22 protein-coding genes are annotated in these 25,605 nt (G+C 68.4%); 10 read left to right on the top strand and 12 right to left on the bottom strand.

The window, feature by feature from the left end; translation table 11 throughout:
- Nucleotides 1-12: 12 nt before the first annotated feature.
- Entirely contained in the window at nucleotides 13-1,908 is a 1,896-nt protein-coding gene (locus tag OG817_RS32060; RefSeq protein WP_406048409.1) for a DEAD/DEAH box helicase, read from the bottom strand.
- A gap of 328 nt (nucleotides 1,909-2,236) precedes the next feature.
- Between OG817_RS32060 and soxR the strand changes: the two genes are divergently transcribed.
- Nucleotides 2,237-2,710, top strand: coding sequence for a redox-sensitive transcriptional activator SoxR (soxR, locus tag OG817_RS32065; protein ID WP_406048411.1), 474 nt, complete (start codon nucleotides 2,237-2,239; stop codon nucleotides 2,708-2,710).
- A 223-nt stretch (nucleotides 2,711-2,933) separates the two neighbouring features.
- On the top strand, nucleotides 2,934-3,602 hold the full coding sequence (snpA, locus tag OG817_RS32070; protein WP_406048412.1) for a snapalysin: 669 nt from the start codon (nucleotides 2,934-2,936) through the stop codon (nucleotides 3,600-3,602).
- Between the two features lie 170 nt (nucleotides 3,603-3,772).
- Here snpA and OG817_RS32075 read toward each other — a convergent pair whose 3' ends face one another.
- Nucleotides 3,773-4,792, bottom strand: a complete 1,020-nt coding sequence (locus tag OG817_RS32075) for a LacI family DNA-binding transcriptional regulator (protein WP_396391552.1) — start codon at nucleotides 4,790-4,792, stop codon at nucleotides 3,773-3,775.
- 218 nt (nucleotides 4,793-5,010) lie between these two features.
- Between OG817_RS32075 and OG817_RS32080 the strand changes: the two genes are divergently transcribed.
- Nucleotides 5,011-6,090 (top strand): sn-glycerol-3-phosphate ABC transporter ATP-binding protein UgpC, encoded by a 1,080-nt coding sequence (locus OG817_RS32080; protein WP_360452707.1) that lies wholly within the window; start codon nucleotides 5,011-5,013, stop codon nucleotides 6,088-6,090.
- Between the two features lie 9 nt (nucleotides 6,091-6,099).
- Here the strand turns inward: OG817_RS32080 and OG817_RS32085 are convergent, their stop codons facing one another.
- Nucleotides 6,100-7,098 (bottom strand): glycosyltransferase family 2 protein, encoded by a 999-nt coding sequence (locus OG817_RS32085; RefSeq protein ID WP_406048413.1) that lies wholly within the window; start codon nucleotides 7,096-7,098, stop codon nucleotides 6,100-6,102.
- A 93-nt stretch (nucleotides 7,099-7,191) separates the two neighbouring features.
- Between OG817_RS32085 and OG817_RS32090 the strand changes: the two genes are divergently transcribed.
- The gene (locus OG817_RS32090; protein ID WP_406048414.1) at nucleotides 7,192-9,681 is read left to right on the top strand and encodes a YfhO family protein; all 2,490 of its coding nucleotides are present in this window, start codon (nucleotides 7,192-7,194) and stop codon (nucleotides 9,679-9,681) included.
- Here the strand turns inward: OG817_RS32090 and OG817_RS32095 are convergent.
- On the bottom strand, nucleotides 9,671-10,663 hold the full coding sequence (locus OG817_RS32095; protein ID WP_406048416.1) for an ABC transporter permease subunit: 993 nt from the start codon (nucleotides 10,661-10,663) through the stop codon (nucleotides 9,671-9,673). The genes OG817_RS32090 and OG817_RS32095 overlap by 11 nt on opposite strands.
- Entirely contained in the window at nucleotides 10,663-11,583 is a 921-nt protein-coding gene (locus tag OG817_RS32100; protein ID WP_406048417.1) for an ABC transporter ATP-binding protein, read from the bottom strand. The genes OG817_RS32095 and OG817_RS32100 overlap by 1 nt, the downstream gene beginning before the upstream one ends.
- A gap of 177 nt (nucleotides 11,584-11,760) precedes the next feature.
- Here OG817_RS32100 and OG817_RS32105 point away from each other — a divergent pair, with 177 nt between their 5' ends.
- Genes OG817_RS32105 through OG817_RS32120 form a run of 4 tightly spaced genes read left to right on the top strand, consistent with a single transcriptional unit; the run spans nucleotide 11,761 to nucleotide 15,545 of the window.
- On the top strand, nucleotides 11,761-12,066 hold the full coding sequence (locus tag OG817_RS32105) for a metal-sensitive transcriptional regulator (RefSeq protein WP_131353076.1): 306 nt from the start codon (nucleotides 11,761-11,763) through the stop codon (nucleotides 12,064-12,066).
- A gap of 34 nt (nucleotides 12,067-12,100) precedes the next feature.
- A complete protein-coding gene (locus OG817_RS32110; RefSeq protein ID WP_360452697.1) occupies nucleotides 12,101-12,319 on the top strand; it encodes a heavy-metal-associated domain-containing protein in 219 nt (72 codons plus the stop codon).
- Nucleotides 12,316-13,314: a hypothetical protein gene (locus tag OG817_RS32115; RefSeq protein ID WP_406048419.1), complete on the top strand. Its 999-nt coding sequence runs from the start codon at nucleotides 12,316-12,318 to the stop codon at nucleotides 13,312-13,314. The genes OG817_RS32110 and OG817_RS32115 overlap by 4 nt, the downstream gene beginning before the upstream one ends.
- An 11-nt stretch (nucleotides 13,315-13,325) precedes the next feature.
- On the top strand, nucleotides 13,326-15,545 hold the full coding sequence (locus OG817_RS32120) for a heavy metal translocating P-type ATPase (protein ID WP_406048420.1): 2,220 nt from the start codon (nucleotides 13,326-13,328) through the stop codon (nucleotides 15,543-15,545).
- Here the strand turns inward: OG817_RS32120 and OG817_RS32125 are convergent.
- The 5 genes from OG817_RS32125 to OG817_RS32145 form a co-directional block, all read right to left on the bottom strand.
- On the bottom strand, nucleotides 15,538-17,079 hold the full coding sequence (locus OG817_RS32125) for a glycoside hydrolase family 13 protein (RefSeq protein WP_406048422.1): 1,542 nt from the start codon (nucleotides 17,077-17,079) through the stop codon (nucleotides 15,538-15,540). The two genes, OG817_RS32120 and OG817_RS32125, sit on opposite strands and share 8 nt — an antisense overlap.
- Before the next feature lie 87 nt (nucleotides 17,080-17,166).
- On the bottom strand, nucleotides 17,167-18,036 hold the full coding sequence (locus OG817_RS32130; protein WP_406048423.1) for a carbohydrate ABC transporter permease: 870 nt from the start codon (nucleotides 18,034-18,036) through the stop codon (nucleotides 17,167-17,169).
- On the bottom strand, nucleotides 18,033-18,806 hold the full coding sequence (locus tag OG817_RS32135) for a carbohydrate ABC transporter permease (RefSeq protein ID WP_406048425.1): 774 nt from the start codon (nucleotides 18,804-18,806) through the stop codon (nucleotides 18,033-18,035). Before OG817_RS32135 ends, OG817_RS32130 begins: the two co-directional genes overlap by 4 nt.
- A gap of 350 nt (nucleotides 18,807-19,156) precedes the next feature.
- Nucleotides 19,157-20,530, bottom strand: coding sequence for an ABC transporter substrate-binding protein (locus OG817_RS32140; protein WP_406048427.1), 1,374 nt, complete (start codon nucleotides 20,528-20,530; stop codon nucleotides 19,157-19,159).
- A 174-nt stretch (nucleotides 20,531-20,704) separates the two neighbouring features.
- A complete protein-coding gene (locus OG817_RS32145) occupies nucleotides 20,705-21,697 on the bottom strand; it encodes a LacI family DNA-binding transcriptional regulator (protein ID WP_406048429.1) in 993 nt (330 codons plus the stop codon).
- A 67-nt stretch (nucleotides 21,698-21,764) separates the two neighbouring features.
- On the opposite strand from OG817_RS32145, the gene OG817_RS32150 reads away from it, so the two are divergent.
- Nucleotides 21,765-23,012, top strand: coding sequence for a DUF4032 domain-containing protein (locus OG817_RS32150; RefSeq protein WP_406057556.1), 1,248 nt, complete (start codon nucleotides 21,765-21,767; stop codon nucleotides 23,010-23,012).
- On the opposite strand, the gene OG817_RS32155 is transcribed toward OG817_RS32150, so the two are convergent.
- Nucleotides 23,013-23,780 carry an SDR family NAD(P)-dependent oxidoreductase gene (locus OG817_RS32155; protein WP_406048430.1) on the bottom strand — a complete coding sequence of 256 codons (768 nt, stop codon included), beginning with the start codon at nucleotides 23,778-23,780 and terminating at the stop codon, nucleotides 23,013-23,015.
- The gene (locus OG817_RS32160; RefSeq protein ID WP_406048431.1) at nucleotides 23,777-24,928 is read right to left on the bottom strand and encodes an acyl-CoA dehydrogenase family protein; all 1,152 of its coding nucleotides are present in this window, start codon (nucleotides 24,926-24,928) and stop codon (nucleotides 23,777-23,779) included. Before OG817_RS32160 ends, OG817_RS32155 begins: the two co-directional genes overlap by 4 nt.
- An 85-nt stretch (nucleotides 24,929-25,013) precedes the next feature.
- Between OG817_RS32160 and OG817_RS32165 the strand changes: the two genes are divergently transcribed.
- Nucleotides 25,014-25,598 (top strand): TetR/AcrR family transcriptional regulator, encoded by a 585-nt coding sequence (locus tag OG817_RS32165; protein ID WP_360452677.1) that lies wholly within the window; start codon nucleotides 25,014-25,016, stop codon nucleotides 25,596-25,598.
- The last annotated feature ends 7 nt before the right edge of the window (nucleotides 25,599-25,605 follow it).

A 25,605-nucleotide genomic window follows, 5' to 3' on the forward strand; every position in this document is an offset into this window, starting at 1 on the left:
GCCTCGCGTCGATCAGTGCTGGTACGACTTGCCGTCGGTACGACGGGGTCCGTTGCTGCGACGCGGTCCGCTGCCGCCGCGGCTGTCGTGGCCACGACCCGGCCGGCTGCTGCCGAACCGCTTGCCACCCTTGCCGCCGCCCTTGCCGAACCGCTGCGGCTTCGGGGCGGGCAGCTTCACCGGGTACCCGGACGGCTTGTTGCCGCCGGTCAGCTCGGTGACCAACTGGTCGCCCGGACGCGCGCGCACCGGCTCGGCGTCGACACCGGCGGACTCGGCCAACCGGACCATGCCGCGCCGCTGGTGCGGCAGCACCAGGGTGACGACCGCGCCCTTGCCGCCGGCGCGTGCCGTCCGGCCGGCCCGGTGCAGGTAGTCCTTGTGGTCCGCCGCCGGATCCGCCTGGACGATCAGGCCGACGTCGTCGACGTGGATGCCGCGGGCCGCGACATCCGTTGCCACGAGCACCGGTACCGAACCGTCCTTGAACTGGTCCAGCGTCCGGTTCCGGGCACCCTGGGTCAGACCGCCGTGCAGCGCCGCGGCCATCACGCCGCGGTCACGCAGCTGCGTCGCGACGCGATCGGCACCCAGCTTGGTCCGGACGAACACGATGGTCCGGCCGTCGCGGCTGGCCAGCTCGGCCGTCAGCGACTGCTTGTGCCCCGGCTCGATCACCAGCAGGTGGTGCTCCATCGTGGTGACCGTGGCCTGGCCGGACTCGGTCGAGTGCTGCACCGGGTCCTTCAGGTAGGTCTTCACGATCTTGTCGACGTCGTTGTCCAGCGTCGCCGAGAACAGCAGCCGCTGCCCGTCGGCCGGAGTCATGTCCAGCAGCGTGGTCACCGCCGGCATGAAGCCCATGTCGCACATGTGGTCGGCCTCGTCGAGTACGGCGATCTCCACCGCACCGAGGTCGGCCGCACCCTGCTCGCACAGATCGATCAGCCGGCCCGGCGTCGCGATCAGCAGGTCGACACCACGGCGCAGCGCGTCGATCTGCTTCGGGTACGGCAGGCCGCCGGCGATCAGCTTCAGCGACACGTTCATCACGTGCGCGAGCGGCTCGAGCGCGTCGTGCACCTGCATCGCGAGCTCACGCGTCGGGACCAGGATCATCCCGCGCGGGCGCCGCGACTCGGTCCGGCCACCGGCCAGCCGTGTCAGCGTCGGCAGACCGAAGCCGAGGGTCTTGCCGGAACCGGTCTGGCCGCGGCCGAGCACGTCCTTGCCGGCCAGCGCGTCCGGGATGGTCGCGGCCTGAATCGGGAACGGCGTGGTGATGCCGTCGCGCGCCAGCCGCTGGATCAGCCGCGGCGCGAGCCCGAGCTCGGCAAACTGGTTGTCGGGAGCAACGGTCCCGAGGTCCACCGGAGCCTCGTCCCGCTTGGTGTACTGCTTGTCGTCCCGCCGGTACGTCGGCCGCTCACTGCCATCGTTCCGCTCGAAACGCGGCCGCTCATCCCGCTGGAACGCCGGACGCTCGTTGCGCGCTCGCTCGTCACGCTGCTGGTACGACGGGCGCTCGTCACGCTTGTACGACGGACGCTCGTCCCGCTGCTGGTACGACGGACGCTCGTCCCGCTTGTACGTCGGGCGGTCGTCGCGGCGGTACTGCGGGCGGTCGTCCTCGCGGCGCGGCTGGTTGGCGCGCTCGGCGCGGTAGCCCTTCACCGGGGCGCGGTCATAGCTGCGCACACCGCGGTCGGAGTACTGGGTCGGTCCGCCCCGGCGTTCACCGCGGGCGGTGTCGTCCCGGACCTCACCGGCCGCCGGGGAAGCGGCCTCGGCCGCCATCCGCTCGCCGTACGACTGGGTCTGGAACTTCTTGTGCCGCGGCTTCTTGATCCGGCCGTCGGCGGTGGTGCCGGCGGCAGGCTCGTGCTGGTCCTGGTGGTGCTGGGTCACGCAATCTCTCTCTCAACGTCACGGACGAAACCCGACCGGTACCCGCGCGCAAAGGCCGGCCAGGAGAAACTGGCCGGTCTGGACGAACTGGCAGGAGATAGGCATCGACCTGCGGGTGCTATCGCGTTGCACCCTCGTCGCCGGGAACCTTCAGCGGGATGCTGAAACCGACGGGTCGGAGCGCCTGGGAAATGCTCTGGTGACGCGACGCGCGCACCGACACAGCAAAAAGTATACCCGACCTCGGCCCGCCCCTTGACCAGGGCGGGAGACTGACCCTCAGTTCAAGTGTGGTTGAGTTTTTGGAACCCGGTTCTAGGGTGGCGGTATGGCGCAGGAGAACGTCCCCAGCAAGGAGCACTGGCTCTCCATCGGGGAGATCGCACATCGGTCCGGAGTAGCGGCGTCGGCATTGCGGTTCTACGAGGACCAGGGCCTGATCACCTCGCGGCGGACGGCCGGCAACCAGCGGCAGTACCAGCGGAGCACATTGCGGCGGATCGCCTTCGTGCAGGCGGCCCAGCGGGTCGGGCTGGCACTGTCCGAGATCAAGGGGGCACTCGACTCGTTGCCCGAGGACCGGACCCCGACCCGCTCGGACTGGAGCCGATTGTCCAAGGCGTGGCGCGGCCGGCTCGACGAGCGGATCTCCGAGCTCGAGCGGCTGCGCGACGACCTGGACAGCTGCATCGGCTGCGGCTGCCTCAGCCTGCAGCGCTGCAACCTCTACAACAAGGCCGACCGGCTGGCCGAACGCGGCGCCGGCGCCCGCATCCTCAACGTCGGCATCCCCGGCGAGTGACCCCGCACGGATTGACCCTAGGCAGGGGTCAGGTCATAGGTAGGGCGTTATGGATGACATAGAACCGGCTGGGTGAGTCGCGGGTTAACCCCCGAGTTTCGGGCGATCCGGTGCGGAACTTCCGGAGTCTTGGCAGCATCCGGGGGTAGCGAACAGTAATCCGCTGGTCGCTATCCGCCACAGATCTTCGGAGTGAGGCCCTCCCATGTCGCATCGCCGTGTCTTGAGCTCGTTAGCGGGGCTCGCCGCCGCCGCGCTCGCCGTCCCCGCCTTCGCCGCCGCGTCCCCCACTGCGTCGGCCCCCGCCACCAACCCGTCCGCCTCCACCGCCGCGACCCGGGCGGCGTACGTCGGTTCGCCGCAGGACGAGGCCGCCACCAAGGCCTTCTACGACTCGGTGATGAAGTCCGCCCGCGCCAAGATGGCCCAGCAGGCCAAGTCCGGCCAGAAGGTGGCCGCGGTCACCGTCACGTACGCCGTCGACGCGCCGACCTTCCAGTCGCAGATCAACTCGAGCACGCAGATCTGGAACTCCTCGGTCAGCAACGTCCACCTGGTCGAGGGCAGCAACTACGACTTCTACTACACCGAGGGCAACGACCCACGCGGCTCGTACGCGTCCACCGACGGGCACGGCAGCGGCTACGTGTTCCTCGACTACGCCCAGGCGCAGGAGTACGACCCGACCCGGATCACCGCCCACGAAACCGGCCACGTGCTCGGCCTGCCGGACCACTACACCGGCCCGTGCTCCGAACTGATGTCCGGCGGCGGCCCCGGCCCGTCCTGCACCAACCCCTACCCGGACGCCACCGAGCGGTCGAGGGTGAACTCGCTGTGGGCCAACGGCAAGACCAGCCTGCCCAGCGCCGCCCTCCACATCGCCAAGTGATGTCACATCGCCAAGTGATGTCACATCGCCAAGTGATGTCACGTCGCCAAGTGATCAACCTCGAGTGATCCGGCCCTCCGGCTCGACCGTCCGGCAGGGGGCGGCCGGGCCGGAGTCATTCCGGTCTGCCCGGGCAGCCCGCCCCGATGCCCGGGCAGGCCGCCTCGTCGTCAGCGGGCGGGACCCGTCGTACCGCGGACCACCAGCTCGGGGCGGAAGAGGAACTCGGTGTGGGGCGTGGCGTGGCCGCGGACCTCCTCCAGCAGGGACTGGACGGCCGCGAGGCCCATGGCCTGGACCGGTTGGCGAATCGTCGTCATCGGAGGATCGGTGAACTCCATCATCGGGGCGTCGTCGTAGCCGACCACCGAGATGTCGCCAGGGACCGAGAGGCCGCGCTGACGGGCCGCCCGGATCACGCCGAGGGCCATCATGTCGGAGCCGCAGATGACCGCGCTGACGCCGGCGTCCACGAGCTGCTGAGCGGCCGCGGCGCCACCCTCGACACCGAACATGCTCAACGCGACCATCGGGTCCAGCTCATCGTCGGACAGCCCGAGCTGGGCCTTCATCGCCGTCCGGTAGCCGGCCAGCTTGCGCTGCACCACGATGAACCGCTCCGGCCCGGACGCGAACCCGATCCGACGGTGGCCGAGGGCAACCAAATGGGTGACCGCGAGCTCCATCGCGGCGTTCTCGTCGGACGAGACGAACGGCGCCTCCACCCCGGGCAGCCAGCCGTTCACGAACACCACCGGCAGCCGCCGCTCGACCAGCGACTGGTACCGCGCGTGGTCCGCGCCGGTGTCCGCGTGCAGACCGGAGACGAAGATGATCCCGGAGACGCCGCGCTCCAGCAGCATCTCGACGTACTCCTCCTCCGTCGCGCCGGACGGGGACTGTGTGCACAGCACCGGAGTGAAGCCGCGCTGGGACAGCGCCGACTCGATCACCTGGGCGAACGCCGGGAAGATCGGGTTGATCAACTCCGGCATCACCAGCCCGATCAGACCGGCCGACCGGCGCCGCAACCGGCTCGGCCGCTCGAACCCGAGGACGTCGAGTGCGGTCAGCACCGACTGTTTGGTGTCCTCCGCGACCCCCGGTTTGCCGTTCAGTACCCGCGAGACCGTCGCCTCACTGACCCCCGCCTTGGCCGCGATGTCCGCCAGCCGTGCTCTGCTGCTCACGCGGGGCACTGTACCGATCCTGCCGCTGATCTTGCAGCAAGATCCTGCAAGAACTTGCAGGATGCGCGGGAGTGTCCACAACGTGAACAGTACGGGCACGTCACACGCCGTACACCTTGTCAGGACGAGCGGGGCGGGCGAGGATAAGCGAACCCCCGCCCGGGGGCCTTTACTCGGATCGTCCGGCACGTTCCTGCCGGTGAAGGGAAGTAATCGTCATGGCCACAGTGTCTTTCAAGTCGGCAACCCGGATCTACCCGGGTGGTGACACCCCCGCCGTCGACAAGCTCAACCTCGAGATCGAGGACGGCGAGTTCATGGTTCTCGTCGGCCCGTCGGGGTGCGGCAAGTCCACCTCGCTCCGGATGCTCGCCGGCCTCGAAGAGGTCAACGAGGGTTCCATCTACATCGGCGACCGCGACGTCACGCACCGTCCGCCGAAAGAGCGCGACATCGCGATGGTGTTCCAGAACTACGCGCTCTACCCGCACATGTCGGTCGCCGACAACATGGGCTTCGCCCTGAAGATGCAGGGTGTCTCCAAGGAGGACCGCGCCAAGCGCGTGATGGAGGCGGCCAAGCTGCTCGGCCTCGAGGAGTACCTCGAGCGCAAGCCGAAGGCGCTGTCCGGTGGTCAGCGTCAGCGTGTCGCGATGGGCCGCGCGATCGTCCGTAACCCGCAGGTCTTCCTGATGGACGAGCCGCTGTCCAACCTCGACGCCAAGCTGCGCGTGCAGACCCGTACCCAGATCGCCGAGCTGCAGCAGCGCCTCGGGGTCACGACCGTGTACGTCACGCACGACCAGGTCGAGGCCATGACGATGGGCGACCGGGTGGCCGTCCTCAAGGACGGTCTGCTCCAGCAGGTCGACACCCCGCTGAACCTGTACGACCACCCGAAGAACAAGTTCGTCGCGGGCTTCATCGGCTCACCGGCGATGAACCTGATCACCGCCGACATCACCGACGGCGGCGCGAAGCTGGGCGACTACGTCATCCCGATCGAGCGCGGCATCCTGTCCAAGGCCGGCAGCGACAAGACCCTGACCGTGGGCGTTCGCCCGGAGGCCTTCAAGGTCGCCGACCAGGGCCTGCCGGTTCACGTGGCCGTGGTCGAGGAGCTCGGCGCCGATGCGTACCTGTACGGCACCGCAGAGCACAACAACGAGCACCAGCAGATCGTCGCCCGGATCGACGCCCGGATGCCGGTCGAGAAGGGCTCGACCATCCACCTCGCGGCGGTGCCGGACAAGCTGCACCTGTTCTCCACCTCCACCGACGAGCGGCTGACCGCCTGATCCTCGGCTCTACATCACACGCCGGCCTCGGGTGGCTCTGCCAACCGGGGCCGGTGTCTTGTCCAGACGGTCGGCCGGGTCCATGTTGGTCTGCTTGAGCAGGTAGTGCGGGCGCTGCTTGGTCTCGTAGTAGATCCGGCCGATGTACTCGCCGATCACCCCGAGCATCACCATCTGCAGCCCGCCGAGACCGGTGATCGCCGCGATCAGCGTGACGTACCCCGGCATCTTCACCCCGTTCACGGCGGCCACCACGATCACCCAGACCGCGTAGGCGGCCGCGATCGCGGTGAGCACACCACCGACGTAGATCGCCAGTCGCAGGGGCTTGTTGTTGAACGACAGCAGCCCGTCCAGCCCGTACTCGAGCAGCCGCCGGAACGTCCACCGGCTCTTCCGTTCGGTCTGCGTCACGTTCTCGTACTCGAACAGGATCGACTCGAACCCGATCCAGGCGAACAGCCCCTTCGAGAACCGGTTGTACTCGCCCAGCTCCAGCAGCCCGTCCACCGCGCGCCGGGACAGCAGGCGGAAGTCGCCGACCCCGTCCATCAGCTCGACGTCGGCCCAGCGGTTGATCAGCCAGTAGTACGTCCGGGCGAACAGCGTCCGAGTGGCCGGGTCGCCGACCCGGGTCCGCCGCGCGATCACCTGGTCGAAACCCCGCTCGTAGTGCTCCAGCATCCGGCCGACAAGCTCCGGCGGGTGCTGCAGGTCCGCGTCCATGATCACCACGGCGTCGCCGCTGGCGTAGCGCAGGCCGGCCAGCATCGCGGACTCCTTGCCGAAGTTCCGGCTGAAGGACAGGTAGCGGACCGACTCGTCCGTGGCGGCCAGTTCGACCAGCGCGTCCAGTGTCCCGTCCGCGCTGCCGTCGTCGACGTACACGATCTCGTACGGACGCCCGGTGGCGGTCAGTTCCCGGCTGAGGGCCTGGTGGAATCTGGCGATCACCTCGGCCTCGTTGAAGCAGGGTACGACCAGACTCAGTCGCATCGTCGTTCTCATCGATCCCACCCGTCCGCGCCGATGCGATTTTTGTCTAGACCTGAACTAGGCGTTAGCTTTGCACGCCGGGGCGAACGAACAAAGGGGCGGGCTGTGGGATCGGAGCAAGGCACGGCGGTACGGGACCGGCCTGCCCAGGCGGGCAGAGCGGCGCTGGTGGCCGGGCTAGTGGTGGCGGCGGTGTTCGCCGCCTCCGGAGTCATCCGCGGTACCTATCCCTTCGGTTCTGTGTCCCGCAGTACCAATGATCTTGGCACGCAGTACATCCCATTCTTCGCCCATCTCTGGGACGTCCTGCACGGCCGCGCACAGGGCGACCTGTTCTTCAACTGGCAGAGCGGCTTCGGCGTCGGCTTCCTCGGCGACTACGGCGTCGTCCTGGGCAGCCCGCTGTCGCTGCTGGTGGGGCTGTTCCCCCGCGACCAGATCGATCTGGCCGTCTACGTCATCACCGTCCTGAAACTGAGCCTCGCCGCCGCCGCGATGGCGGTGCTACTCATCAAGATGCATCGAGGACCCCATTGGGTTGCAGTAATTCTCGGAGCTTCGTACGGCGTCTGTGGCTGGGCGATCGACGACGGCGCGTACGTGCCGATGTGGCTGGACGGTCTGATCGCGCTGCCGTTGTTCTTCCTGGTCGCAGAATGGTCACTGCGAAGGACCAACCGCCTGGTCAGCGTGCTGGTGGTGGGCGTCTTCTGGGTCTCCAACTTCTACACCGCCTACATGGCGACGATCGCCGGCGGAATCTACCTGATCGCACGGCTGCTGACCAGCGACCTGCGCTGGGTGGACCGGCTGCGCGTCGTCGTCCGGCACGGAATCTCGTTCGTTCTCGGGATCGCCCTGTCGGCGCCCATCCTGCTCCCGGTCCTGATGGCCAACGGCGACGCAACACCGTCGCCGCCCGGGATCTTCACGCCGAACGAGCTGAGCGAGTTCCTGTCCCGCCTGCTCCCGCTGTCCGAGGGCGTCGGCCGCACGGCCAGCCTGTACGTCGGAACGGTCGCGCTGTTGCTCGCCTGCACACTGCCGTTCAACCGGGCAGTGCCGATCCGGACCAAGCTGGTCTGGGTGGTGACCACCGTCCTGGTCACGCTGTCGTTCCGGTGGGCGCCGACGCAGTCGATGTGGCACGGCTTCGACACGCCGAACGGCAGCCAGTATCGCGAGGCGTTCGTCCTGTGCGGCCTGATCGTGGTCCTGGGCTGGTTGTCGGTTGCGTACCGCCTGCCCGGGCCGATCGCGCTGCTCGGCGGCGGAGCCCTGGTCGCCGTGATCGCGGTGCTGTCGGACGGGAGCCCCTACCTGACCGAGTACGCCGTGACCTTGCTGATCATCTCCGGCTCCGTCACCCTGGCCGCGCTCACCATCATCTGGGCGGTACGACGCTCGCTTTCGCTGAGACGGTCGAGGTGGCCGGTGGCAGCGGCGTTCGCGCTCGTGCTGGCCGTCGTCGCGGTGGAGACGACCTGGTCCGCGGTGGTGACGGACGCGCAGCGCAAGGAAATCCTCAGCGCGTCGCTGCGTCCCTGGGACGAGCGGCAGACCCGGCGGTTCGACGCACTCGAGGCGGCCGGCGACTGGCCGTCGTACCGGACTGATCCGGGGACCACGGTGACGCCGAACGACCCGGTGTTGCTCGGTGGGCAGGGTCCGGGTCTCTACAGCAGCCTGCTGCCGTACTCGTTGAACGAGACACTGACCAATATCGGCTTCGGCTGGACCGGCTACGGCAGGGCGAACCGCGACCTGGACAACCCGGTGGTCGACGCGATCTTCTCGGTCGGGGCCCGGATGCACCTGAACGGCGGTGACCCGGAGTTCACCCGCGCCACCGTACCGCCGCTCGTCACGGTCCGGCCCCAGCTCGGCATGACCCAGGCACCGAACGTCTTCGTCGCCCAGGACCGGCTGCTCGGGACCCAGGTCTACCAGGTGCCGGAGTACGAGGGCAGCCGGATGCCCGGCGGCGGAAACGTCATGCTCGTCGGGCAGTGCCGCCCGGGTTCCAAGATCTTCCTGAACCTGCCGCACACGGTCGGTCAGGTGCGGCAGACCGGTGACGCCAAATGGACGGACCTGCTCGCGAGCCGCCGGCCAGGCGTGACGACGAACAGCGGGGTGGTCGGCCTCGGCACTACGCCGGCGTCCGGCGCCGCGTCCGTGGAGGTCAAGTTCCTCGGGAACGCGAAGCGTGGCGTCGCACCGCGGGGCGCGATCGGCTGCCTGGACGAGCCCGCGCTGGCGAAGGCGGTCGAGACGTTGCGCTCGACCGGGGCGACCGACGTCGAGGCGGGCGGTCATTCGATCAGCGCGACCCTCCCGGCGGGCAGCCAGGGATACGCCGTCGTCGCCGTACCGAAGCTGCCCGGCTGGAGCTGCTCCGCCGGAGACGGCGCAGCCAAGACTCCACGGGACTTCGGGGGTCTGATCGCCGTACCACTCGGCGACTCGGCCGACCGGATCGACTGCAGTTACACGCCGCCCGGTCTGTGGCGCGGCCTGGCACTGGCCGCCGTAGCCGTTGCGGTCGCTGTCGGGGTGGCGCTGTTCGGACGGATGCGGCGGCTCAGGAGTTGATGTCGCGGCGGTGGAACACCGCGGCGCCGAAGACCACCAGGATGACCGCGAGGACGCCCAGGTACCACGCACCGCGTTCGAACGTCAGCGTCTTCACAACGCTGTTGCACAGGTAGCCGCCGTCGCTGGTCGACGAACACTGGTTGACGTAGTACGTCGTGTCGTGGCGGATGAACGCGTCGAAGTTCAGCTTCACCAGCCACGGCTGGACCTTGTTCAGCAGGTTGCCGAAGATCGCCTCGACCAGGACCAGGTACCCCATCGCGAGACCGATCGCGGCCGCGGTGTGCCGCAGCAGCAGGCCGACCACGCCGCCGACAGCCGCGCCCAGCGCGGTCAGTACGACGGCTCGCCCGGCGGTCGCCAGCAGATCACCCCAGACCTTGCCGGTCGTGGTCGCGGTGCTGCCGAGCTGGTCGACGATCAGGTAGGTCCCGACCACGAGGACTCCGAGGACGACGACCGCCACCGGCACGAATCCGATCGCGGCCGCCAGCAGCTTGCTGCCGTACACCCGTAGCCGGCGTGGTTCGAACGTGAGCCAGTTGCCGATGGCACCAGTGCTGAACTCGGCGGCGACGAAGCTCGCGCCCAGCAGGAACGAGGCGAACAGCAGCAGGTACGACAGTCCGTGCAGCAGCTCGGGCATCAGCTCGGCGAACACCGTCGGCGGCCTGCCGAACTCCTCCGGCCTCGGTTCGGGGTAGCTGCACATGTCCTCGCGCTTGGGCTTCGGATCGGGCTGCTTCTCCCACTGCTCGTTGCACGCGGCCTCGTTCGCCACGTGGCCGTCCACCCACTGCTGATGGGCGATCTCGTACTGCGACTGAGCCGCGCGCTGCTCCTCCTGCGACGACGGCCGTGCCTCCAGCCAGGTCGCGAACAACAGGAGCAGGGTGATCAGCAGGAGGCCGATCACGCCGACGACGGTCATCCGCCGGGCGATCAGCCGGCGCAACTCGACAGTGGTGAGACGGACCATCAGATCTTCTCCTCCGCGGTCAGCTCGAGGAAGACGGACTCGAGGTCCGCGCGGACGGGGACGAGTTCGGACACGTACAGCTCCTGATGCGCCAGCCGGCGCGTGATCTCGGCCGGTTGCCCGGCGCCGTCCACCAGCAGATAGTTGCCATCGGCCCGCACCGTCATCCCTGCCGCGGTAAGGATCCGGGTTGCCGCCTCATGGTTGTCCACGGCAATCTTGACCGTGGTCGTCGTACCGCCGCCGATCACCTCCGTGACGGTGCCGGAGGCCAGCAGCCGGCCGTGGCCGATGATCGACACGGTGTCGGCGACCTGCTCGACCTCGGCGAGGATGTGACTGCTCACCAGCACCGTCCGGCCCTGGTTGCCGAGTCCGCGCATGGTCTCGCGGATCTCCCGGATGCCGGCCGGATCGAGGCCGTTCGTCGGCTCGTCGAAGATCAGCAGATCGGGCTCCTTGAGCAGCGTGGCCGCGATCGCCAGCCGCTGCTTCATGCCCAGCGAGTACGAGCGGAACCGGTCGTCGCCGCGCTCCGCGAGCGACGTCTGCTCGAGTACCTCGCCGACCCGCCGGCGGGGTACGCCGATCGCCTCGGCGAGCAGTTGCAGGTTCTTCTCACCGGTGAACGCCGGGAAGAACTTGGGCGACTCGACGATCGCACCGACCCGGCCGACCACCTCCGGCAACTGGGCCGGCACGCGCCGGCCGAACACCGTCATCGTCCCGGCGTCGGCGCGGATCAGGCCGAGCAGCATCCGGATCGACGTGGTCTTGCCCGAGCCGTTCGGCCCGAGGAAGCCGTGCACGCCCCCGGCCGGCACGTCCAGGTCGAGACCCTGGACCGCGACGACCTTGCGACCCAGCCGGGTCCGGTAGGTCTTGCGCAGACCGCGCGTACTGATCGCCAGTTCCGGCATCGTGCCCCTCTCGTCTCGTGGCAGACGCACAGCGTGACAGGTTTGTTGCCGGACCGCTCGATGTGATACCCCCCACCCGTATTAGCCGAAGACTTGCGCTCGATACCCCAAGGGGGTAACTTCATGCCTGTCGGCATACCCCCGAGGGGTAGCCGCGGACCGCTGGAGGAACCTGAGATGACCACCGACGCCGATGCTCATGTGCACGGATACACCGCCGAGAAGAGCAGCCACCTGAAGCGGCTGCGGCGGATCGAGGGCCAGATCCGCGGCCTGCAGCGGATGGTCGAGGAGGACAAGTACTGCATCGACATCCTCACCCAGGTGTCGGCCGCGACGAAGGCACTGCAGTCCTTCTCCCTCGAATTGCTCGACGAGCACCTGTCCCACTGCGTGGTCGAGGCCGCGCAGAAGGGCGGCGCCGAGGCCGAGGAGAAGGTCCGCGAGGCCTCCGACGCGATCGCCCGCCTGGTCCGCAGCTGACACACCTGAACGCATTCGAGCTAGGAGCACCGCTATGACCACCACGATCTACTCCGTCTCCGGGATGACCTGCGGCCACTGCACCGCGGCGGTCACCGAGGAGCTCAGCAAGCTGGCCGGCGTGCAAGAGGTCAGCATCGACCTCGTCGCGGGTGGCACCTCCGCTGTGCACGTGACGAGTGAGTCCGCGCTCGACGAGGCCGCCGTTCGCGAGGCCGTCGACGAGGCGGGTTACGAACTGGCGGCGTCGTGAGCCGGGCCGTCGCGCTCCGGCTCGGCGCGTTCGCCGGTGCGCTGGCGCTCGCCTTCGGGGCGGCGTACGCGATCGGCTCCGCGGTCGACCCGATCGCGGCGGCCGACACGCCCGCGGCTCCGGCTCACGGAGAGGAAATGGGCGGTATGGAGCAGACCTCAGGACACGGCGCGGGACACGATGCCCCCGGGCAGCTGCCCGGGCTGGCGGTGTCCGACGCCGGCTACACCTTCGCGCCGGCGACGACGTTCTACCAGTCCGGCGCGAAGACCCAACTGCGCTTCACAATCCAGGGACCGGACGGCAAGCCGGTGACGCAGTACACGAAGACCCACGAGAAGGATTTGCACCTGATCGTGGTCCGGCGTGACCTGTCCGGCTTCCACCACGTGCACCCGACCATGGACGCGAGCGGGACGTGGAGCATCCCGTTCACCTTCACCGCCGGCGGCACCTGGCGGCTCTACGCCGACTTCCAGCCGGCCGGACTGGATCGCGGCCTGACGCTCGGCACCGACGTCAACGTCTCCGGTCTCTACATCCCGGTCCCGCTGAGCGAGCCGGCGAGCATCTACAGCTTCGACGGGTACGACGTGACGCTGTCAGGCACTCCGGTCGCGGGGAAGGAATCCGAGCTGACGTTCCGGGTCAGCCGGGGCGGCAAGCCGGTCACCGACCTGCAGCCGTACCTGGGCGCCTTCGGGCACCTGGTCTCGCTGCGCAGCGGCGACCTCGCCTACCTGCACAGTCACCCGGCACAGCACGCCGAGCCGGGGATGAAGGGCGGCCCGGAGATCACCTTCGGCACCACCTTCCCGACCGCCGCGACGTACAGCCTGTTCCTGGACTTCCAGCACGCGGGCGCCGTGCACACCGCCGAGTTCACCGTGAAGGTGGGCCCGAACGGGACCACGATCGTGCCGCCGACACCGGTGCCGACCGCCACGACAACCACGACCGCCCCGGGGCACGAAGAGACCCCGCACGGCCACTGAGGAGGCTTGCCATGAGTGATTCCGTCGAACTCATTATCGGTGGCATGACGTGCGCCTCATGTGCCGCCCGGGTGGAGAAGAAGCTGAACCGGATGGACGGCGTCACCGCGACCGTCAACTACGCCACCGAGAAGGCGAAGGTGACGTACCCGGCCGGCATCACCACCGACGACCTGGTCGCCACCGTGGAGAAGACCGGCTACACCGCGACCCTGCCGGCCCCTGCGGTTGCCGACGGCAACGAGAACGAGCCGGACGAGCTGAAGCCGCTGCGCGAGCGGCTGATCGCCAGCATCGTGCTGGCGGTGCCGGTGATCGCGTTCGGGATGATCCCGGCGCTGCAGTTCGACTACTGGCAATGGGCGTCACTGACGCTGGCCTTCCCGGTGGCGACCTGGGCGGCCTGGCCGTTCCACAAAGCCGCCTGGACGAACCTGCGACACGGCGCCACCACGATGGACACGCTGATCTCGCTGGGCGTGGTCAGTGCGTTCCTCTGGTCGCTGTACGCACTGTTCCTCGGCTCCGCCGGTGAGCCGGGGATGACGATGCCGTTCACGCTGATCCCGTCCCGCGGCACCGGCGCGGAGGAGATCTACCTCGAGGTCGTCGCGGCCGTGACCACGTTCATCCTGGCCGGACGGTACTTCGAGGCCCGCGCCAAGCGCCGCTCCGGCGCGGCCCTGAAAGCGCTGCTGGAGCTCGGCGCGAAGGATGTCGCCGTACTGCGGAACGGGGCCGAGGTGCGGATCCCGGCCGACCAGCTGGCCGTGGGTGACGAGTTCGTCGTCCGGCCCGGCGAGAAGATCGCCACGGACGGCGTGATCGTGACCGGCAGCAGCGCGGTCGACGCGTCGATGCTGACCGGAGAGTCCGTCCCGGTCGAGGTCGGCCCGGGCGACGCGGTCGTCGGCGCCACCGTGAACGCCGGCGGTCGGCTCATCGTCAGGGCCAGCCGGGTCGGCGCCGACACCCAGCTGGCGCAGATGGCGCGACTGGTCGAGGACGCGCAGAACGGGAAGGCGGAGGTCCAGCGGCTGGCGGACAAGGTGTCCGGGTTCTTCGTGCCGATCGTGATCGGGCTCTCGCTGACGACGATGGGCTTCTGGCTCGGCAACGGTTCCCCGGTCGAGGTGGCGTTCACCGCTGCGGTCGCCGTACTGATCATCGCCTGCCCGTGTGCGCTCGGGCTGGCCACGCCGACCGCGTTGATGGTCGGCACCGGCCGCGGTGCGCAGCTCGGCATCCTGATCAAGGGTCCGGAGGTCCTGGAGTCCACACGTCGCGTCGACACTGTGGTCCTGGACAAGACCGGCACCGTGACCACGGGCCGGATGGAGCTGATCGACGTACTGCTGGCTCCCGGGCAGGAGCGGGCCGACGTACTGCGTCTGGCCGGCGCGCTGGAGCACTCCAGCGAGCACCCGATCGCGCAGGCCATCGCCCGCGGTGCCCAGGCCGAGCTGGGTCAGTTGCCCGAGGTCGAGGACTTCGGGAACGTCGAAGGCCTTGGAGTCCAGGGCATCGTCGACGGGCACGCGGTCCTCGTCGGACGCACGCGGCTGCTGGAGGAGTGGAGCCAGTACCTGCCCGACGACCTCGCGCATGCGAAGGACCACGCCGAGGCCGAGGGCAGTACGGCGGTCGCGGTCGGATGGGACGGGGAGGCGCGAGCGGTCCTGGTGGTCGCCGACACGGTGAAGCCGACGTCGGCAGAGGCCATCGGCCAGCTGAAGGCGCTGGGACTGCGGCCGGTGCTGCTGACCGGCGACAACGAGGCAGTGGCACAGAAGGTCGCGGCCGAGGTCGGCATCGACGAGGTGATCGCCGAAGTACTGCCGGCCGGCAAGGTCGACGCGGTGAAGTTGCTGCAGGGCGAGGGCCGCGTCGTCGCGATGATCGGTGACGGAGTCAACGACGCCGCTGCCCTGGCCCAGGCCGACCTCGGCTTGAGCATGGGCACCGGCACCGACGTGGCGATCGAGGCCAGCGACCTGACCCTTGTCCGCGGCGACCTGCGAGCGGCGGCGGACGCCATCCGCCTGTCCCGCAGCACGTTGCGCACCATCAAGGGCAACCTGTTCTGGGCCTTCGCCTACAACGTGGCCGCGCTTCCACTGGCCGCCGCCGGACTACTGAACCCGATGCTGGCCGGCGCCGCAATGGCCTTCAGCTCAGTCTTCGTCGTCTCAAACAGCCTCCGCCTGCGCCGATTCCGTCCGCTCACCTGATCCAGGCTGTGCTGTCGGTTGGGAGCCTGCCGGCGTCGAGTGGAGTGCTGGTGAGCAGCACCTCCTCGTGCGGCGGTAGGTCTACCGGGGCGGCCGTCAGATTGGTGACGCAGGTCAGGTTCTCCCGCTCGAATGTCAGCACACCGGATGGCGAGTCGAGCCAACTGAGCGTCCCGTCGCCGAGGTAGGTGCGGCGAAGTGCCAGGCCGGTGCGGTAGAGGGTGAGCATCGAGTTCTGGTCGTCGTGCTGGGACTCGACGGTGAGGTTCTTCCAATCGGCGGGTTGCGGAAGCCACGGCGTACCGGTTCCGAATCCGAACGGGGGCTCCTTGCCCGACCACGGTAGGGGCACTCGGCAACCATCCCGACCGCGGTCGGTGCCGCCGGAGCGGGCGAAGATCGGGTCCTGGAGCAGCTCGTCAGGCAGGTTCTCGACCTCCGGCAGACCGAGCTCCTCGCCCTGGTAGACGTACACCGCACCCGGCAGCGCCATCGCGAGCAGGGCCGCGGCGCGGGCGCGCCGTTCGCCGAGGACGAGGTCGGTACGCATGCCGTGCTTGCGGTCCTGATGTGAGAACGACGTGTCCGGGCGCCCGTACTTCGTCACCGGCCGGGTGACGTCGTGGTTGGACAGCACCCAGGTCGGTGGGGCTCCGATCGGGACGTGCGTGGTCAGCGTGAGGTCGATCGACGCCTTGAGCTCGTCGGCCTGCCACGGGCGGGACAGGAAGTCGAAGTTGAACGCCGTGTGCATCTCGTCCGGGCGCAGGTACAGCGCGAACCGTTCCTGGTCCGGCATCCACATCTCGCCGACCAGGAACCGGCCGTCGTACGCATCGGTGACCTGCCGCCAGCCGCGGTACACGTCGTGCACCTCGTCGTGGTCGGTGTACGACTCCTCGACACTGTCCAGGTCCTTGAACAGTACGGCGGCGCTGTCGATCCGGATCCCGTCCACTCCCCGGTCCAGCCAGAACCGCAGGATCGCGTGGAACTCCTCGACCACCTCGGCGTTGCGCCAGTTGAAGTCCGGCTGCTCCGGGGCGAACAGGTGCAGGTACCACTCGCCGTCCTCCACCTGGGTCCAGGCGGGGCCGTTGAAGATCGACTGCCAGTCGTTGGGCGGCAGCTCACCGCGTCCCGGACGGAACAGGAACCGCTCACGCTCGGGCGACCCCGGACCGGCCTGCAACGCCTGGACGAACCAGTCCTGCTGATCGGACCCGTGGTTCGGGACGATGTCGATGATGGTCCGGATGTTCAGCGCGTGCGCCTCCGCGATGTACGCCTCGGCCTCCTCGAGCGAGCCGAAGGCCGGGTCGATCGCGCGGTAGTCGGCGACGTCGTACCCGCCGTCGGCCATCGGGGACGGGTACCACGGGTTCAGCCAGATCGCGTCCACGCCGAGCTGGGCCAGGTACGGCAGCCGCTCGCGCAGACCGGCCAGATCGCCGATCCCGTTACCGTTGCCATCGGCGAAACTGCGCAGGTACACCTGGTAGATCGCCGCATCGCGCCACCACTCGTCAGCCATCGAATCCCCTTGTCCTTTGAGACTTCCGGCGGTCAGACCCGCCCTCTCCATCCCGCCCCGGGCGGAGCGAGGGGCGGGATGTTGTGCCTATCCTTTGAGACTTCCGGCAGTGAGGCCGGCCATAATGCTTCGTTGGAAAGCGAAGAACACGAGGATCGTCGGCAGGCTGGCGATCACGAGCGACGCGATCAGCACGTTCTGCGGCATCTGCGCGGACAGCGACGCGATGCCGACACTGATCGACATCTTGTCCGTCTCCGGCAGCACCAGCAGCGGCCAGACGAAGTCCTTCCACACCGTCACGACGGACAGGATCGACACCACACCGAGGATCGGCCGCGACACCGGCAGCACGATCGACCACAGGATCCGCAGCGGCGAGGCACCATCGATCTCCGCCGCCTCCAGCAGTTCGCGCGGGATCGAGTCGAAGAACCGCTTCAGCAGGAACACGAAGAAACCGTTCGCTGCCGCCGGCAACCAGATCGCCCACGGGGTGTTGAGCAGATTCAGGTGGAAGATCGGCAGATCCTTGGCCACCAGGTACGTCGGCAGCAGCAGGACCATCGGCGGGATCATCAGCGTCGCCAGCATCGCGCCGAGGATCAGCTTGCCGAAGAACGGCCGGAGCTTCGACAGCGCGTACGCCGCAGTGACGTCGACGGCGAGCGTGAACAGCCACGCGCCACCGGCGTACAGGGCGGTGTTCTTCAGGAAGACGCCCAGTTGCAGCTGTTCCCAGGCATCGGCGTACACCCCGAGGTCGAACGACTTCGGGAAGAAGCTTGGCGGGATCTGGGCCAACTCGTCCGGAGACTTCAGCGCGCCGGTCACCATCCAGTACAGCGGGAACACGAAGGCGCCGGTGAATCCGACCACGACGACCGTCAGGATCGTCCAGTACATCAGCCGGCCGCGCGGGGTCCGCAGCGCGAGCGGCGACACCAAGGTCCTCATCGGGCCTCCTCCTCGCGCGATACGCGCAGGTAGATCGTGGAGAACACCAGCAGGACGAGCATCAGCATCAGGCCGAGCGCGCCGCCGCCACCGAAGTCGCCGAAGTTGAAGGCGTACTGGTACATCAGGTAGGCGACCGTGACGGTCGCGTTCTCCGGGCCGCCGCCGGTCAGCAGGTACGGCTCGATGAACACCTGCATGGTCGCGACCACCTGCAGCAGCAACATCACCAGCAGGATCAGCTTGGTCTGCGGGATCGTCACGTGCCACACCCGCCGGAACAGGCCGGCGCCGTCGAGCTCGGCCGACTCGTACAGGTCGCCCGGGATGCTCTGCAGCGCGGCGAGGTAGATCAGCGTGCCGGTGCCGAGGTTCATCCAGGTGGACACCAGCACCAGGCTCACGAGCGCCGTACTGGTGGAGTCCAGCCAGCTCAGCGGCGGCAGGTGGAAGACGTCGAGGATCTGGTTGAACAGGCCGGAGCCCGGATCGTAGAACCACTTGAACAGGAGGACGGCGACGGCCGGCGGCAGCATCACCGGGAGGTAGACGACGAACCGCAGGTAGGCCTTCGCGTGCCGGAGTTCGTTGAGTACGACGGCCAGCACGAACGGTACGGCGTAGCCGATCACGAGGGCGAGACCGCTGAACGCGGCGGTGTTGAGCCACGCGGACCGGAACGCCGGATCCTCGATCACGGTCCGGAAGTTGTCGAACCCGACCCACTTCCCCGGGTCGACGAAGTTGTTCTCCTGGAAGCTGAGAACCACCTCGCGCACCATCGGATACCAAGAAAACAAGGCGAAACAGATCAACGCCCCACACAAGAACCCGTACGCCGTGAGATTCCGCCCGACTGCTCTCCGCAAAGCACCCTGGTTGTCGGGGATGGGGGGTTGATCAGCAGCGCCCACCCCAGCCAGGGGGCGCCCACCGCCCGACGTACCCTCCGCAGGGCCGCGGCGCCCAGCGCCCTCCGCAGAGCCGCGGCGCTCAGCGCCGCGCCGGGCCCATCTGCGGCGTCCGGCTCCTGGATCGCCACCGGCTCGGAGATCTCCTCCCCCACCGCCCGCCGGCCCCGCGGAGCGGGGTCGGCGGGCTTCTGTTCGGTTGTCCACCATCAGGTGTTCTTGGCCAGGATCTTGTTGGCCTTGCCCTCCGCATCGGAGAGCAGCTTGTCTATGTCGGCGTCCTTTCGGGTGAGGACGGCGGACATCGCCACGTCCAGGACGGCGTACAGCTCCTGCGCCCTCGGCGGCTCGAGCTTGTTGGTGATGGTCGACTGCGCCGCGACGTACGGCGAGAAGTGGTCGACCGGGACCGTCGCGTACTGCTTGCGCAGGTCAACGATCTGCTTGCCTGGTGCGGAGTCGCCGTACAGGTCCGGGATCGGCAGCCCGACCGGACGTCCCTGCTCCTTTGCCCGCGCGTAGTTGAACTGCCCTTGACCCGGCGTCAGCTCGTGGAAGTTCAGCCACAACAGGCCGGCCTTGATCTTCTCCGGCGTCGCCTTCGGGTTGAACATGTAGCCGTCGCCACCACTCAGCGACGTCTTGCCCTCGGACTCCGGTACGGCGGTGACGCCGTAGTCCTCGAACTTGCCCTGGAAGTCGTTGTTCACGCCCTGCACGACATCCGGCGCACCGATCATCATGCCGAGCTTGCCGGAACCCATCATCCGCATCAGGTCCTCCCACTGGAGGAGCTGCTTGCTGCCCATCGAGTTGTCGTTCCAGCGCATCTGCTTGAGGTTCTCCAGCACCGCCTTGCCTTCGGCGCTGTTGAACGCGGCGGTCTTGCCGTCGTCGCTGACCATCGACCCGCCCCGTGCGTACAGCGAAGCGGCGAAGTGCCAGCCGCCGGTGTTGCCGGCGGAGTACTCACCGAAGCCGACGTACCCGGGCCCGATCGCGGCGATCTTCTTCGCCGCCTCCTGCACCTCGCCCCACGTCTTCGGCGGGCTGTCCGGGTTCAGGCCGGCCTGGGTGAACAGCTTGCGGTTGTAGACCAGGCCCATGTTGTAGTTGTTGCGCGGCAGCCCGTAGGTCTTGTCGCCGTCCTTGAACACGCCCATCACGTCCGGCCGCAGGTCCTTGACGGCCTTGACGTCACCGACGTACTGGCTGATGTCGGCGGCCTGCTTGGCCTTGATGATCTTCTGGACGTCGGTGAAGTAGACGTAGAACACGTCCTCCTGACTGCCGCCGGCCAGCTTCGCCTGGAAGGTGTCCGGGTTGATGCAGGGGAACGCGTCCTTGCTCTGGATGGTGATGTTCGGGTGCTGCTGCTGGAACGCGGCCACGTCGGCGTCCCAGCCTTCCCGCTCCTTCGGATTGCTCTTCGGCGGCTGGCAGCCGACCGTGATGGTCACCGGGCCGTCGCTGCTCGCTGATGCCTGAGCACTCGGTTCGTCGTCCCCCGACCCGCAGGACGCGGCCGCCAGCCCGAGTCCCGCGACCAGCAGCAGGCTGAGCCCGCGCCGCGTTGTCCTCATCGATCCACCCTCTCCCTCGATCTTGCGGACACCGTAGGCAACTGGACAGCACTGCGCAATACTCAAATAGAAGATTGCAAGAACATGACTTCAGATGGGAAGGTGGCTCGCGCAGGGCAGACGGCAGCAGCCGCCGACCGGTGACCGGTCAGCGGCTGCAGAGAGGGTGGTGGGTCAGATCCTGGCGCGTGCGGTGGAGGCCCGGACGACCAGTTCCGGCTCGAACAGCAATTCGTCGGCAGATACGGCGGCCCGTTCGATCAAGGCGACCAGCATGTCGACGGCGGCCCGGCCCATCGCGTCGATCGGCTGCCGGACCGTGGTCAGCGGCGGGTCGGTGCAGTTCATCATCGCGGAGTCGTCGTACCCGATCACGGAGACATCATCGGGCACGGACAGGCCGGCCCGGCGGACCGCGCGGATCGCGCCGAGCGCCAGGATGTCGCTGGCGCAGACGATGCCCGTGACCCCGTTGTTGACCAGTCGGGTCGCGGCGGCGTGCCCACCCTCGAGCGAGAACATGGTGTGCTCGACCAGCTCCGGATCCGCCTCGTCCGCAGCCATGAACGCGTCCAGCTTGCGCCGCGACGGGATGTGGTCGCGCGGCCCGAGCACCATGCCGATCCGGCGGTGGCCGAGTGCGCGGAGGTGACCGATCGCCATCTCGGCGGCGACGAAGTCGTCCGAGGACACCTGCGGGAAGCCGAGGTGATCGACCGCCGCGTTGACCAGGACGGTCGGCAGCTTGCGCTCCTGGATCAGCTCGTAGTGCGCGTGTGGTGCGTCGGCCTGGGCATAGAAGCCGCCGGCGAACACCACCCCGGACACCTGCTGCTGCAAAAGCAGGTCGACGTAGTCGGCCTCGGACACGCCGCCGACCGTGCGGGTGCAGAGCAAGGACGTGAAACCTTGCTGCGCCAGCGCGCCACCGACGACCTCGGCGAACGCCGGGAAGATCGGGTTCTGCAACTCCGGCAGCACCAGCCCGACGAGCCGGGCCCGGTCGCCGCGCAGCTGCGTGGGACGCTCGTAGCCCAGGACATCGAGCGCGGTGAGCACCGCTTCCCGGGTCGCCTCGGACACACCCGGCTTCCCGTTCAGGACCCGGCTCACGGTGGCTTCACTGACGCCGACCTTCTTGGCCACCTCTGCAAGTCGTCGTGTCATAACGCAAACTCTACGCCTGATCACGCAAGTTCTTGCAATAGCTTGCGTACCTCCCTGAACTCTCAGGATTCCTGACAGACTTGGAGCCGTGCCCCGATTCGTCGCCACCCGCCCGGACACCGGTCTGCTGTCGCTTCCGTGGGACGTGCCCCTGGAGGACTGGCCCGAGGACCAGCTGGTCGCGCTGCCGCGCGGTATCTCGCGGCACGTGGTCCGGTTCGTCCGGGTCAACGGCAGCGTGTACGCGATCAAGGAAGTGATGGAGCACCTCGCGCTGCACGAGTACCGGCTGCTGCGCGACCTGGAACGGCTGGAGTCGCCCTCGGTCGAACCCGTCGGCGTGATCACCGACCGGCTGGACCGCAACGGTGAGCCGATCGACTCGATCCTGATCACCCGGCACCTGCAGTTCTCGCTCCCCTACCGCGCTCTGTTCTCCAGCACGCTGCGCCCGGACACGGTGAACCGGCTGATCGACGCCCTGGTCGCACTGATCGTCCGGCTGCACCTGCTCGGGTTCTTCTGGGGCGACTGCTCGCTGTCCAACACGTTGTTCCGCCGCGACGCCGGCGCTTTCGCGGCGTACCTGGTGGACGCCGAGACCGGCGAGCTGCACCAGGACATCTCCGACGGCCAGCGCGCGCACGATCTCTACACCGCCGAGATCAACCTGTTCGGCGAACTGCTCGACCTGCAGGAGGGCGGGCTGCTCGACCCGGACATCGACCCGCAGGAGACCGTCGAGTCGATCCAGAAGCGGTACGAGGCGCTGTGGGCCGAGCTGACCGCGCCGGAGGAGTTCACCACCGACGAGATGCACCGGCTGGACTCGCGGATCCGGCGGCTGAACGAGCTCGGCTTCGACGTCGCCGAGATCGACATCATCACCGACTGGGACGGCAGCCAGGTCCGGATCCAGCCGAAGGTCGTCGACGCCGGGCACCATTCGCGCCGGCTGCTGCGGCTCACCGGCCTGGACGTCGAGGAGAACCAGGCCCGCCGGCTGCTGAACGACCTGGACGCGTTCTCCGCCGCGACCGACCAGCAGAACGAGGACGAGGAGATCGTCGCGCACCAGTGGCTGACCACGGTGTTCGAGCCGGTGGTCCGCTCGGTCCCGCGCGACCTGAAACGCAAGCTCGAGCCGGCCGAGGTGTTCCACGAGGTGCTCGAGCATCGCTGGTTCCTGTCCGAGCAGGCCGGCCACGAGATCGACACGATGGAAGCCGCGCGCTCCTACGTGGAGGATGTGCTGGCGGCCAAGCCGGACGAGAAGCTTGCGCTGCCCACCCCGACCTCGTCCGAACCGGAGTGATCAGCGCGGTGGCATCCGCAGGGCGCCGTCCAGCCGGATGACCTCACCGTTGAGCATCTGGTTGTCGATGATGTGACCGACCAGAGCGGCGTACTCGGCCGGGCGACCGAGCCGGGACGGGTGCGGGACCTGCTGCTCGAGGACCGTGCGGGTCTCCTCCGGGAGGCCCGCCAGCATCGGTGTCTCCATGGTGCCCGGGGCAATGGTGACGACCCGAATTCCCTGGTCCGCAAGGTCTCTGGCCGCGGTCAGGGTGAGGCCGACGATGCCGCCCTTGCTGGCCGCGTACGCCGCCTGCCCGACCTGACCGTCGTACGCCGCGATGGACGCGGTCATCACTACGACACCCCGGTCACCGTCCTCGCCGGGCGGCTGCGCGATCATCCGCTCGGCGGCCAGCCGGAGCACGTTGAAGGTGCCGATCAGGTTCACCTCGACCACCTGCCGGAACGTTGCCAGCGGCAACGGGCCCTTCCGGCCGACGACCCGGCCGGGCGTCGCGATGCCCGCGCAGGTGACGACCACCCGCAGCGTGCCGAGCCCGGCGGCCGCGTCCAGCGCTGCCGTCACAGCCGCCTCGTCGGTGACGTCGGCCGGCGCGAACACCACCCGGTCGCCCAGCTCGTCGGCGATCGCCTTGCCCGCGGAGGACGCCAGGTCAACGATCACGACCCCGGCTCCGTCGGCGGCCAGCCGCCGTACCGTCGCCTCACCGAGACCGGAACCCCCACCGGTGACCAGAGCGACGTCGGACGGGCCAAGCTTCATCGAACACTCCTCAGGAGATCTCGGCTGATCACCAGCCGCTGGATCTGGTTGGTTCCTTCGAAGATCTGGGTGACCTTGGCCTCGCGCATGTACCGCTCGGCCGGGAACTCGCGGGTGTAACCGTACCCACCGAGCACCTGGACCGCGTCGGTGGTGACCTTCATCGCGGCGTCGGTGCAGATCAGCTTGGCGATCGCGGCCTGCTGGGTGAACGGGCGGCCGAGGTCGCGGCGGCGCGCGGCCTGCAGGTACGTCGCCCGCGCGGACTCGACCGCGGCGGCCATGTCGGCGAGCAGGAACTGAACGCCCTGGAAGTCCGCGATGGCCTGACCGAACTGCTGCCGCTCCAGTGCGTACGCCGCGGCGACGTCGAGTGCGGCCTGGGCCAGACCGACCGCACAGGCCGCGATGCCGAGCCGGCCGGAGTCGAGCGCGGACAGGGCGATCCGCATCCCCTCGCCCTCTGCGCCGATCAGGTTGGCAGCCGGGATCCGGACCTGGTCGTAGTTGACCAGCGTGGTGGTCGACCCGGTCAGGCCCATCTTGCGCTCGGGCGCGCCGAAACTGAGGCCCTCGGCGGACGCCGGCACGTGGAAGGCGGAGATGCCGCGCTTCGGGTCTTGCGACGTACGGGCGAAGGTGGTGTAGAAGTCGGCGTGCGAGCCATGGCTGATCCACGCCTTGGTGCCGGTCAGGACGTAGGAGTCGCCGTCGCGGACCGCGCGCGTGGTCATCCCGCTGATGTCGGAGCCGGCCTGCGGCTCGGACAGCGCGTACGCCCCGAGCAGCTCGCCGCCGATCATGTCCGGCAGCAACCGGGCCCGCTGCTCCTCGGTCCCGAAGGTGGCCAGCCCGTAGCTGGTCATCGTGTGCACGGAGACCCCGACGCCGACCGACATCCAGGCGGCGGCGATCTCCTCGAGCATCTGCAGGTACACCTCGTACGGCTGCTCGGCGCCGCCGTACTGCTCCGGGTAGGGCAGGCCGAGCAGGCCGGCCTTGCCGAGTGTGCGGAACGCATCCCGCGGGAAGATCTCGCTCTCCTCCGCCTGAGCGGCGTACGGCGCGAGTTCGTGCGAGCACAGGTCACGGACCAGCGCAAGCAGATCGGTGGATTCCTCGGTCGGCAGGAGACGATCGACAGCCATCAGGCACCCCTCTCAACGGCTGACGAAATGATACTCGTAACGATACTGAAGCACATAGTTCCGTATCGTTCTATGCTGTCTCGATATGACAACAGTCGTTCCGGGGCGCCGTACCCGCAGGCAGTCCGAACTGCTCGACCGGCTCCTGACCCTGTTCCTCGAGCAGGGCTTCAGCCGGTTCACCCTGGACGACCTGGCCGCCGAGCTGCGCTGCAGCAAGACAACCCTGTACGCGCTCGCGCCGAGCAAGGAGCAGCTCGCCGTCGAGGTGGTGAAGCACTACTTCAAGAATGCCACCGCCCAGGTCGAATCCGCGGTCGCCCGGCAGACCCGGCACGACCGGCGGATCGCGGCGTACCTGAACGCGGTCGCGGACGCGCTCCGGCCGGCCAGCCGGACCTTCCTGGACGACGTCGCGACGTTCGCGCCGGCCCGGTCGGTGTACGAGCGGAACACCCGGATCGCGGCCGACCGGGTCCGGTCGCTGATCGAGGACGGGATCAACAACAAGTCGTTCCGGCAGGTCGACATCGCGTTCGCGGCCGAGATGGTCGCGCACACCATGCAGGCCATCCAGCGCGGCGACATCGCCCGCCGGACCGGTCTCAACGACGCCGAGGCCTACCGCGAGCTCGCGTCGTTCGTTCTGCACTCGCTGCGCCTGGACTGACCTTGTA

The organism is Kribbella sp. NBC_00889 (assembly GCF_045207705.1).
Classification (GTDB): Bacteria; Actinomycetota; Actinomycetes; order Propionibacteriales; family Kribbellaceae; genus Kribbella.